Origin of the sequence: Affinundibacterium macrobrachii (assembly GCF_014652415.1) — a bacterium.
GTDB lineage: Bacteria > Pseudomonadota > Gammaproteobacteria > Burkholderiales > Burkholderiaceae_D > Undibacterium > Undibacterium macrobrachii.
On sequence record NZ_BMYT01000007.1, the window covers coordinates 205,997 to 218,262 of the forward strand.

Annotated in this window: 8 protein-coding genes; 6 read left to right on the forward strand and 2 right to left on the reverse strand. The window is 44.4% G+C overall.

Annotated features, from left to right (window positions below; all coding sequences use genetic code 11):
• The first annotated feature begins 274 nt into the window (after window positions 1-274).
• Window positions 275-3,235, forward strand: a complete 2,961-nt coding sequence (locus IE103_RS17110) for a TonB-dependent receptor plug domain-containing protein (RefSeq protein WP_189347488.1) — start codon at window positions 275-277, stop codon at window positions 3,233-3,235.
• Window positions 3,236-3,389: 154 nt separating this feature from the next.
• Here the strand turns inward: IE103_RS17110 and IE103_RS17115 are convergent, their stop codons facing one another.
• A complete protein-coding gene (locus tag IE103_RS17115) occupies window positions 3,390-3,848 on the reverse strand; it encodes a rhodanese-like domain-containing protein (protein ID WP_189347489.1) in 459 nt (152 codons plus the stop codon).
• Between the two features lie 593 nt (window positions 3,849-4,441).
• Between IE103_RS17115 and glnA the strand changes: the two genes are divergently transcribed.
• The 5 genes from glnA to IE103_RS17140 all read left to right on the forward strand — a co-directional run bounded on the left by glnA (window position 4,442) and on the right by IE103_RS17140 (window position 10,175).
• A complete protein-coding gene (gene glnA, locus IE103_RS17120; protein WP_189347491.1) occupies window positions 4,442-5,857 on the forward strand; it encodes a type I glutamate--ammonia ligase in 1,416 nt (471 codons plus the stop codon).
• A gap of 117 nt (window positions 5,858-5,974) precedes the next feature.
• On the forward strand, window positions 5,975-6,460 hold the full coding sequence (locus IE103_RS17125) for a DUF4124 domain-containing protein (protein ID WP_189347493.1): 486 nt from the start codon (window positions 5,975-5,977) through the stop codon (window positions 6,458-6,460).
• A 78-nt stretch (window positions 6,461-6,538) separates the two neighbouring features.
• Window positions 6,539-7,600 (forward strand): nitrogen regulation protein NR(II), encoded by a 1,062-nt coding sequence (gene glnL / locus IE103_RS17130; protein ID WP_189347495.1) that lies wholly within the window; start codon window positions 6,539-6,541, stop codon window positions 7,598-7,600.
• Between the two features lie 84 nt (window positions 7,601-7,684).
• Complete coding sequence (gene ntrC / locus IE103_RS17135; RefSeq protein ID WP_189347498.1) at window positions 7,685-9,139, forward strand: nitrogen regulation protein NR(I); 1,455 nt, start codon at window positions 7,685-7,687, stop codon at window positions 9,137-9,139.
• 208 nt (window positions 9,140-9,347) lie between these two features.
• Window positions 9,348-10,175, forward strand: a complete 828-nt coding sequence (locus IE103_RS17140; RefSeq protein WP_189347500.1) for an HDOD domain-containing protein — start codon at window positions 9,348-9,350, stop codon at window positions 10,173-10,175.
• A gap of 88 nt (window positions 10,176-10,263) precedes the next feature.
• On the opposite strand, the gene IE103_RS17145 is transcribed toward IE103_RS17140, so the two are convergent.
• The gene (locus tag IE103_RS17145) at window positions 10,264-11,886 is read right to left on the reverse strand and encodes an NAD(P)/FAD-dependent oxidoreductase (RefSeq protein ID WP_189347502.1); all 1,623 of its coding nucleotides are present in this window, start codon (window positions 11,884-11,886) and stop codon (window positions 10,264-10,266) included.
• Window positions 11,887-12,266 lie beyond the last annotated feature (380 nt).

A 12,266-nucleotide genomic window follows, 5' to 3' on the forward strand; every position in this document is an offset into this window, starting at 1 on the left:
ATCGTGCGTGCAAATTCACGCGCTTCGCATTTTGAATTGCTTCGGATTCTCTCGACGATCGCTCGCCATTTTTCGCGATTATTTTCATAAAATTTTACTTGATGTGCGCTTAATTATTTGTCGCTGTTGGCTTTTTCTATTCCCCTTTATTCTTTGAGTTGTCGGCATTTTATCCATGCTTGCCGCCGTATATGCACCGAGGTGCTATCTGCAATCGGATGATGCATTTGAATCATTGATGATGAGATGACTTAACCAAAAATAGGAGATACCAATGAGATTGACTAAGATTGCGGCAGCACTGCTCGCGATAGGATTTGCTTCTAGTAGCTTTGCCGCGGAAGATGAAGATAAGAAGCAAGAAAAAGTACAGAAGGTAGAAGTGACAGGGTCGAGCATTAAACGCGTGAATGCGGAGACTGCGTCACCAGTACAAATTATCGATGCCAAACAAATTGAGAGCATGGGCGCTCGTACCTTGATGCAAGTGCTCGATAACTTACCTGCAGCACGTCCAGCACAGCAAGATTTTCGCTCGATGTTCACTGGCTCCGATGGTGCTTCTCAAGCGAACTTACGAGGCTTGGGCGCGCAAGGAACTTTGATTTTGTTAAACGGTCGTCGCTTGTCTTTTTATGGCGCACCAGAGGGATTTCAAACGCAATTCGTCAATATTGATGCGATTCCAGCAGCTGCGATTGAAAGAATGGAAGTGTTAACCGACGGCGCTTCTGCGGTGTATGGATCGGATGCTGTTGCTGGTGTCATCAACATCATTACAAAGAAGTCGTATAGCGGTTTGCAAGCGAGTGCGACGATTGATAGTTCGCGTGATGTTAAGTCCTATGGTGAACGTCAAGCCAGCGCATTATTTGGATATGGTGATTTGGCGAAAGATAACTACAACGTCTATGCGTCGGTGAATTTGTATAAACGTGACCGCATCGCTTTAGAAGATACGTATCTGAAACGCCCAGCACAGTTCTACAAAAACAATCCAACTTACATTAGCAATTTCCGGATTACCGAGGGTAGCCAACCGGGAGTATTAAATACAGGAACCTTATTTGTATTCGATAAAAACGCGAATAACAAACGCTATCAACAGGCAGCTCCGGGTTGCTCAACATTCATTACCGAAGGATCCGGTACGCGTTGTGTGTGGAATACTTTGCCGTATGCATTAGACACTGGACCGACCTCAGATCGTGCCACTATTTTTGTCAGCGGACGCATGAATCTCTCCCCAGATTGGGAAGGGTTTGCTGAAGTGGCTTATACAGATATTGATATGCGTGGTGAAAATGGGCCGCGTTCATTTAGTAGTGGTGGCGGCACAGCGAACTGGTATTCACGCAATACAGGTACGACATTGAATACTTTCACATATCCCTACCTAGGACCGAATAATGTCTACCTAAAAAATATGAGTCAAGAACTCAAAGATAAAATGGGAGGCGCTGCAGGATTGACGTATTTAATGCAAGATGCGAAAGGGCATTTCGGCCAACAAAATACCGATAAAACGTATCGTGCAATGGCAGGTGTACGAGGCTCCATCGGTCAGTGGGATTTTGAGTCTGCTTTAGCTGTCGCGGGAAGTCACTCGACCTTGTATCAAACGATTAATGTCAACAAAGATGGATTTGAAAAAGCCTTCGGTCCTTTCACTGTTGATCCAGTAACCAAGCGTACGTATATCGCGGACAATCCAGCGTATCAGTTTGGCGTAATTAGCGACAAGAATGCAGAATTATTACGTCAAGCCTATCCAACTTTTGATATTCAATCTTGGACAAAACTAATTACGTGGGATGCGAAATTAGAAGGCAGCTTATTTAAGATGTCTGGTGGTGATGCGCGAGCGGCTTTTGGTGTGAATCTGATGCGTGAAGAGTTTGAAACGCCAGGTAATCAAGATGCCGCAAACGGTAAAATCACTCAACAAGGCGGCTCATGGTTTGATGGTTCACGTACGATTTCTGCAGTGTTTGGTGAAGCAATTTTTCCACTTGCAAAAAATCTTGAAGTGAATACTGCTGCACGTATTGATAAGTATCCAAACTTCTCCGCAAATATCGCACCGAAGATTGGGGTTACTTATCGTCCAGTCAGCGATCTCTTGGTACGTAGCACGTATTCGCAAGGATTCCGAGCACCGAATTTGGCAGAGTCTGGCGTCGGTGGTGTATATGCACAGCGTGGCGGCATGCGCGACAAGGTGCGCTGTGATGAAACAAATGCGATCGCTAATTTGTTGATTAAATCAGTGACACCGACAGATCAAGAACTAGGCAAGTCATTGCTGAACTCAAATTGTAGTATCAATATCGGTGGATTGACGCCTCCAAATCCGAACTTACAGCCAGAGAAAGCCAAGATTAGTACGCTCGGTTTGGTCTATCAAGCCAGCAAGCAATTCGATATCTCACTTGACTACTGGTTTGTTTATCGTCGCAATGAAATCGTGCGTCAAGACTTCACAGAAGTATATGATCAAGCGGTTGAAAAATATGGTCCTGCCTTGATCGGTGCACCAAATGCAGTGCGCGCACCGATCACTGATTTTGATAAGGCAAATATGGCGGCCGTAGCGAGTATGTGTGCTAATCCGGCAAACGCAAGTGCTTGCGCGGGTGGTGTACCGAAGTATTCGGTTGGGATTTTGGCGGGGCTGACGAATAAGTACATGAATCGTGGGCGCACTATGATTGATGGCTTCGATGTGGATGCCCATGCTCGCTTTGATCTTGGAACTTACGGCAAGCTGAATTTAGGCTCATCCGCGACGATTATGAATCGCAATGCTTACAACGGCGATGATGGATACGGGTTTTCACAAAATTATATTGGCTACTATGGCAATCCAAAATTGCGCGCAAATTTGAATTTAAGTTGGCAGTATGGTGATTTTACAAGTAGCTTATTTGTGAATTACACCGGAGGTACCAAGTGGGCTTATGACAAAAATGATGCTTTGAATAATAATTCTCAAACTTGTAAGGCAGCTGGCGTTGCGGTAGAACCTACGCATTGTAGCGGCGCGCCTGCATTCAAGACCGTGAATCTGAGTTTGGGTTGGACGCCGATTAAGGACTTGCGTTTGGGGATGAACATCAAGAATGTACTCAACACCAAACCATTCTATGATCCTTATGGTTGGGAAGGATATAACCACGCTTTGAATTTATTTGGTCGCGTGGTGAGTGTCTCTGCCAGCTATAAATTTAAGTAAATCATTGTTGGATTTCAGTGCAGTAGTTTTGTATCGAAATCCAATTGAAAAACCCGCTACGCATCACAATGCGTAGCGGGTTTTTTTGATTAACTCACTTTTTATTCTCTAGGTGGAGCTATGTCCAACTAGCATCAAACATCGCGAATCTGATTTATGCGCCCAGCCAAGGTAAATTTGCTGAACACCATCCACCTAGCGTTTTGCGGTGACCGTGCGTATCTTTATCGCCTTCGAATCCTTGCAGGATGTCGAAGCATGCGGTGTACCCATGTTCGCTTGCCAACTTAGCACCATGACGTGATCGCACGCCAGAACGGCATAGAAACAGAATCACGCTATTGGTATCAGGAACGGCGTCTTGTAATTGCCTCATGAAGTCTGGATTAGGTGCGCCGCCAGGGTACAAACTCCACTGGACGGCTTTGTGTTGTGACTCTGGGATGTGCACGCGACCAACCCAATCTCTTTCAGCATTGGTGCGGACATCAACCAAAACTACGCTTTGATCTTGTTGTATCAAACTAAATGCTTCTTCCGGCGTTACCGCGCCGGCGTAAGCCAAGTTTTGTTCCTGGCCGCGTTGTCTTGCTTTTTGAATTAGGTCGTTCATCAGAAATGTTCCTTGTTGAGACTAAGTTTGGCTGAATATGATTGCGTAAGACTAAGTAAGCTTGAATAAAGCGGAGAAATTGGTGTCTTGTTTTTTCTCTATCTCGATTCTTTAGATTGCTGATGGGGCGATGCCAATTTTCGATTATGTATAGCAGTACATTATCCTTATGTAAAAGGACAAATCAAGTCTAATAGATGTCGTCTGTATACCTAAATTCAAGCTGCACTATATCGGGGCGAAAAATATGCATCAAAAAGGTGCGAATTAAATTGCATGCACTATTTTAGTGCAAATGGTTTTCGTGCTAAAGTGGTACAACAAAAGTGAATTTAAATTTTCTTTGTAAAACAAAGACTTAATTTAAACAGTTTAATTGTCGAGTTTGACTTGTACATGGCACGCTTTCTGCTAATATCGTCGGCATGTTCTTCAATCTCTGTGCATGGTGATGGTGCAAAAAATACTTTCACTCGTCGTACTGAGAATACAGAAATCACATAATAGTGCATTTCTTAGCGTGTTTTGATTTGGTATTTTAGTTTGATATAGCAGTTCCTAATCTTATTTTTGAGCGATAGAAGGAGTTTCAAATGGCAATGACCCCAGCAGACGTGTTGAAAATGGCGAAAGACAACGAAGTGAAATTCGTTGATTTCCGTTTTGCGGACACACGCGGTAAAGAACAGCACGTTACCGTGCCTATTTCCGCTTTTGATATCGATAAATTCGAATCTGGTCATGCGTTCGACGGTTCATCTATCGCAGGTTGGAAAGGCATTGAAGCGTCTGACATGTTGTTGATGCCAGATCCAAACACAGCGAATATCGATCCATTTATGGAAGAAACCACATTGTTCATGCAATGTGATGTGATCGAACCTGCAGATGGTAAGGGTTACGACCGCGATCCACGTTCTATCGCAAAACGCGCTGAAGCTTATTTGAAATCTTCAGGTATTGGTGATACCGCGTACTTCGGCCCAGAACCAGAATTCTTCATTTTCGATAGCGTACGGTGGAAAGTAGATATGTCTGGTTGCTTCGTGAAGATTGATTCTGATGAGGCATCTTGGACAACAGGTAAAGAAATGGAAGGCGGCAATCCTGGTCACCGTCCTACAGTTAAAGGCGGTTACTTCCCAGTTCCACCAGTCGACAGCTTCCAAGATATGCGTTCTGAAATGTGCTTGATTTTGGAGTCCTTGGGCATTCCAGTTGAAGTGCACCACCATGAAGTTGCTGGCGCAGGTCAGAACGAAATTGGTACTAAGTTCTCCACTTTGGTAGAGCGTGCTGACTGGACTCAGAATTTGAAATATGTAGTGTGGAATGTAGCTCATACTTACGGCAAGACAGCGACATTCATGCCTAAGCCTATCGTTGGCGATAACGGTTCAGGTATGCACGTTCACCAATCGATCTGGAAAGACGGCAAAAACTTGTTCGCAGGCGATGGCTATGCTGGTTTGTCTGATTTCGCCTTGTACTACATCGGCGGTATCATCAAGCATGCAAAAGCATTGAACGCGATCACCAATCCAGGTACAAACTCCTACAAGCGTTTGGTGCCAGGTTACGAAGCGCCAGTTAAATTGGCTTATTCTGCGAAGAACCGTTCTGCCTCTATCCGTATTCCATACGTGGCGAATCCAAAAGCACGTCGTGTTGAAGCGCGTTTCCCAGATCCACTGGCGAATCCATACTTGTGCTTCTCTGCATTGATGATGGCTGGTTTGGATGGCGTGCAAAACAAGATTCACCCAGGTGAAGCAGCATCGAAAGATTTGTACCATTTGCCACCAGAAGAAGACGCATTGATCCCAACAGTATGCGCATCCTTAGAAGAAGCTTTGGATGCGTTGAATAAAGATCGCGAATTCTTGACACGCGGTGGCGTATTCAGTGACAGCATGATCGATGCTTACATCGAATTGAAGATGCAAGAAGTTCAGCGTATGCGTATGACGACGCACCCAGTTGAATTCGATATGTACTATTCACTGTAATAAAGTCGGGAAAAAGCGGGGCATGCCCCGCTTTTTTATTCGATCTACGATGGGTAATTGTGCAAAATCAAGGCTTGGCATACACTTAGCTCTTATTGACTACTTTACTTACCCAATATGAAGCAATATCTGATTGGTCTTGGTTTATGTTTTTTGTGCGCTGCTCCGACATTAGCGCAGTCTGATGTCTATTTGTGTGTGGATGCAAATGGAAAGAAAGAGTATAAAAATACAGGTATTACGAAAGGCTGTAAGTTAGTTGATTTACCTCATGTAAATACTGTTCCTGCACCAACCAAAAAGGCAGCGACTACTTCTACTGCGAAGCCAGTTGCGACGCCAGGTAATTTTCCAAAGGTTGATGATAGTACCCAAAAAGCGCGGGATTCAGATCGTAAGCAAATTTTGATGGACGAGCTTAAGGTTGAAGAGCAAAAATTGGCAGCAATTAAGAAAGAATATAACGGTGGTGAGGTTGAGCGTCGTGCAGATGAGCGTCAGCCATCAAAATATGTAGAGCGGGTGAATAATTTGAAGAATGATTTAGCGCGTACAGAAAAAAACATCGAAGCGTTAAAACGTGAAATTAGCAACCTGAAGTAAGATCTGCGTTGCAGATATCTCAGAAAAGGTCGCAATTGCGGCCTTTTTTTAATTTAATTTTGAGTCTCTGAAATATTCATGAATAAATTTGCGGGATTAGAGTTATTGGCCTCAGCGGTGTTGGTGATGGATCCCAATGGCTGCATTGTTTATGCCAATCCAGCAGCTGAAAATTTACTAGAGCGTCCTTTTAAGTTACTCCACAAACTACAGTTGAAAGATTTATTTTTGAATGGCGATGAACTGTTAAGTGGTTTTGAGCAAGCGATTGCTCAGCAGTTTGCGGATCGTCGTCAAGATATGATCTTGGAGAGAACCGGGCGAGACCCGTTGCATGTACATAGTATCGTCACCGCACTCGATCATGCGGAAACCCCTGTCTTAATTGAGCTGCGAGAGAATGTGCAGCAACTCAAGCTAGACCGCGAAGAGCGGATGCAGGATCAAAATAAAGAGAATAAAGAATTGATCCGAAATCTGGCGCATGAGATTAAAAATCCGCTAGGCGGCATCCGTGGAGCAGCGCAATTATTGGAGTTAGAGTTGCCAGAGCGAGATGCCAAAGAATTGCGCGAGTATACGCAAGTCATTATCAAAGAAGCGGATCGACTACAGGTGTTGGTAGACCGTTTGCTGGCACCAAATCGTTTGCCGCAAGTGATCGCGGACGTCAATATTCACGAGGTTTGTGAGCGTGTGCGTAGTTTGATTATGGCTGAGTTTCCGAAAGGCTTGGTGATTAAACGCGATTACGATTTATCGATTCCTGAGTTTCGTGGTGATCAGCAACAGTTGATTCAAGCGGTGTTAAATATCGCACATAATGCTGCACAAGCGCTGCGTATGCGCATGGCGGATGGTGATGCAGAGATCATTTTTAAGACACGCGTGGTGCGCCAAATTACCCTTGCAAAAATACGCTACAGGCTGGCATTAGATTTGCATATCATTGATAACGGGCCGGGCATTCCACCGAATATTCGGGACCGGATTTTCTATCCGCTGGTTTCTGGGCGAGATGGTGGTAGTGGATTGGGACTAACATTGGCACAAGCTTTTATTACGCAGCATGCTGGTGTTATTGATTGCGAAAGTCGTCCTGGATGTACCGATTTTCGAATCTTGATTCCATTGCCGTGAACCACAATCGCGCATGAATCACTTCGCTGTATGCGCTCAAACGGTGCGTGCGGCAAGAAAACTTAATTTAAGAGATGCTGATCAATGAAGAAAAACATTTGGATTGTAGATGACGATGATTCTATTCGCTGGGTGCTAGAAAAAGCGTTGGCACGAGAAGGCTTTGTTACGCGTAGTTTTATGAATCCAGATGATGTATTGACCGCGCTCGACGAAGAATTGCCACAAGTGTTGGTCTCCGATATTCGTATGAACGGCGCATCGGGATTGGATTTGTTGCAAACGATTAAGCAGCGCTTGCCGAGTTTGCCGGTCATTATTATGACGGCGTTTTCTGATCTCGATTCAGCGGTTGCTGCCTTCAAAGGAGGTGCCTTTGAATATCTAGCAAAACCGTTTGATTTGTCAAAGGCCGTTGAATTAATTCGGCGTGCGCTGGAAGAAAGTGCACGTGAAGCGACAATTGAGTTAGTCGCTGATGTTGAAACAGAGATCCTAGGACATGCTGCGGCAATGCAAGAAGTATTTCGCGCAATTGGTCGATTGTCGCAATCGAGTGTAACTGTGTTGATTACGGGTGAGTCTGGCAGTGGGAAGGAGTTGGTGGCACGTGCATTACATAAACATAGTCCACGCGTGAATCAGCCTTTTATCGCACTAAACACCGCGGCAATTCCTAAAGATCTGCTTGAGTCAGAGTTGTTTGGACATGAGCGAGGCGCTTTTACTGGCGCGCAATCTGCTCGCCGCGGTCGATTCGAACAAGCGGAAGGTGGCACCTTGTTTTTAGATGAAATCGGTGACATGCCGTTTGATCTACAGACGCGCTTGTTGCGTGTACTCTCTGATGGACATTTTTATCGCGTGGGTGGACATCAACCATTAAAAGCGAATGTACGATTGATTGCCGCGACTCATCAACATTTAGAAGAACGCGTGAAAGAGGGGGTGTTTCGAGAAGACTTGTTCCATCGACTCAATGTTATTCGCTTGCGTGTTCCCAGCTTGCGCGAACGGCGTGAGGATATTCCTTTATTAGCGAAGCATTTCTTGATTCAAAGTGCAAAGCAATTGGGCGTTGACGCAAAACGTTTGTCTGATTCTGCATTGACGTATATCTCGGGCTTAGAATTTCCGGGTAATGTTAGGCAGTTAGAAAATTTATGTAATTGGATTACTGTGATGGCGCCAGGGCAGGTGGTCGAGGTCGTTGATTTGCCGAGTGAATTATTGCCGATGACCACGAGTAATGCGGTCGTTGAAGTCGGTACGCGAGTACCTAATCATGCAGCGATCTCGATGCAAACTGAGAATTTCTGGCTTAGCTCTTTGGAGCATGAGGCAGAACGTTTGTTGCAACAAGGTGGACAAGAAATTATGTCAAAGTTGAGTCGTGATTTTGAAAGTGTTGTGATTAAAGCGGCCTTAAGACATACGCATGGACGCAAAAATGAAGCAGCGATTCGTTTAGGAATAGGACGAAATACCATCAGCAGAAAAATTCAGGAACTGAGCATAGATGGCGTGAGAGAGGAATAAGCTGTCGTTTTTTCTCATAGCTTCTATGATAAATATTCTCCTTATGCACTTATCGGAGTATTATTTCTTTGCGTAAATTGATGTTGAATCACAAACATAATAGACATTGATAATAAAAAAGTTTACGTCGGAAACGAACGGGCATGAATCTGTTTGATTGATGCTTGCTTCGAATGGTCTTTGATGCTGTAAAAATTGGGAGATATCTATGAATTTCGACGCGCTATTTCAGCAACAAACAGCTTTACCAACGATTCCCAAAGTTGTCCAAGAAGTGATTGATAGCTTTAATGACGACAATGTGTCAATCGATGATATTTCTCGTAAGTTAGCCGCAGATCAAGTGTTGAGTGCAAAGATACTGCGTTTGGCAAATTCTTCTTACTACCATTCATCTCGTAGCGTTGGAACTGTGGATGATGCCGTACTAATGCTGGGGTTTATGACAGTTCGCACCTTGGTTATTAGTAGTGGTCTGACGGGCGGATTCAAAGCGATGCCTGGCGTGGATCTGAAACAGTTTTGGCGCTACAGCATGCATACGGCGGTTATCGCTAAATGTCTGGCAAAGAAAATTAGTGGTAATTCAGACTTTGCCTTTACTGTCGGTCTAATGCATGCAATTGGTCAGCTAGTGATGCATGCTGCAATGCCTGAACAGACTTTGCAAATCGATAAAATTGCTGGATTGTTGGATGCGCGGCGCTTGGATGTGGAGCGTACCTCTTTTGGTTATGATTTCTCAGATGTTGGCGCAGAATTGGCTAAGCGCTGGCGCTTTCCTGATAATTTTTCTGCGGTAATTAAAGGATTTCCTCAGCCACTGGCTGCGCAAACTTTTGAGCCGATGGCAGGTGTCGTGCATGTAGCAGTGTGGCGATCACGTGTAGAAGAAAATAAGTATTCGAAAGAAGAAATGGAAGCAACGATTCCGCATGAGGTGCTAGCTAAGCTAGGTATTTCAGCAGATTATATACTGAACGACATGCCACCAATCTCGGAATTGGCAGCAGGCCTTGAGGAATTAGTGAGTTAATTTGATGCGTTCATAGGCGCATACGCTCATACGTTTAAATAGTTTTATAAAACCGGGTGCGTAGTCGACCCGGTTTTTTTATGCATATTTACCCATGCTTACGATTAATGCTCAGAGCGACTGCCTCGGCTACTTTAATGCCGTCAATGGCGGCCGATAGAATACCCCCCGCATAGCCAGCCCCTTCGCCTGCTGGATAAAAGCCTTGGGTGTTGATGCTTTGCAGGTCATCATCTTTGCGTTTGATTCTAATTGGCGATGATGTGCGAGTCTCTACCCCGGTCAACACCGCATCTTTTAGTGCAAATCCTTTGATTTGTTTGTCAAACTCTGGGATTGCCTCGCGAATTGCTTCGATAGCGAAAGTGGGTAAAACGTCAGCGAGGTTGCACAGACTGATACCTGGTTTGTAAGAGGGAATGACCTCGCCCAATTCCGAAGATGGGCGATTTGCTAAGAAGTCGCCGATCAGTTGACCTGGTGCATTGTAGTTTCTTCCGCCGACTTCAAATGCCTTGCTTTCTAACTGACGTTGAAAGTCGATGCCAGCAAGTGGGTGTCCTGGATAGTCGATTTCAGGTGAAATTCCCACCACAATAGCGCTGTTCGCATTTCGTTCGTTGCGTGAATATTGGCTCATGCCATTGGTTACTACGCGACCAGCTTCGGATGTCGCCGCAACTACTGTTCCGCCTGGGCACATGCAAAAGCTATAGACGGACCGATTGTTTTTGGCATGGTGGACTAACTTGTAATCTGCGGCGCCAAGAATTTTATTGCCTGCATTCGGGCCGAAACGTGCTTTATCAATAATCGATTGAGGATGTTCAATGCGGAAGCCCACCGAAAAAGGTTTTGCTTCAACATAAATGCCTTTATCGTAAATGAGTTGAAATGTATCGCGGGCACTATGGCCTACTGCAACCACAACATGATCTGCCTCCAGCTTTTCATGATCATTAATAGTCAGGCCTACAATTTGACCATCTTGAATGTCAAAGTCGGTTACCTTTTGCTGGAAACGTATCTCTCCACCGAGTTCAATAATGTTGCTACGCATTTCCTCAATCATCTTTACCAGACGGAAAGTGCCGATATGCGGTTTGCTGACATACATGATTTCTTCGGGGGCGCCAGACTTAACAAACTCGGTTAGCACCTTGCGACCATAATGTTTCGGATCTTTGATTTGGCTATATAGTTTGCCGTCAGAGAATGTGCCAGCCCCACCTTCGCCAAATTGAACATTCGATTCGGGTTGTAATTCACGCTTTCTCCAAAGACCCCAAGTATCTTTGGTTCGCTCTCTTACAGCTTTACCTCGTTCAAGAACGATAGGTTTGTATCCCATTTGCGCCAATATAAGCGCTGCGAACAAGCCACATGGGCCGAAGCCTATTACTACCGGACGCTTAAATGGTTTCCTGCTAGCGTGAGTTACAAATTTGTAGCTAGTGTCTGGAGTTCTAGTAACTTTCGCTTGGCCTTGTATATCTTTTATTTTATGTAATAAGGCTTCATCATCCGAAGTTGTTACGTCAACGGTGTAAATTAACACGATCGCGGTTTTCTTACGTGCATCATAGCTACGTTTGAATACTTCAAAGCTAATTAAATCCGCGGATTCAATATTTAAGCGTTTCAATATCGCTTGTTTTAAATCGCCTTCAGCGTGGTCTAGCGGGAGTTGTATGTCGGTCAGACGTAACATAATTATTAATGCACTCAATAAATCAAAGGCGTATTTTAACTGTTACTGAATCAATGCCCCAAATAATCTAATTTAGCCTTGCGCAAGTCGCTGAAACTTTGCTATAGTTCGCCTCCCGCAGAAATGCTGGGGTAAATAAGAGTAATGCAAGCAGTAAGACGTTGATATCCCTGAGGTTTGAATCGAGCAGTAAGAAGCGATTTAAATCAAAACCAAAAACAGGGGGTTGACGAGAAGTTAGAAGTGCTGCATAATCTCGTTTCTCTGCTGCTGATGAACACAACGCTTCGAAGCAAAAGCAGAAAAGAATTGAAGATCTTTAACAATTAACAGTCAATAAATGTGGGCACTTGATAGTGATAGCGACTAGTTGCTTAGGT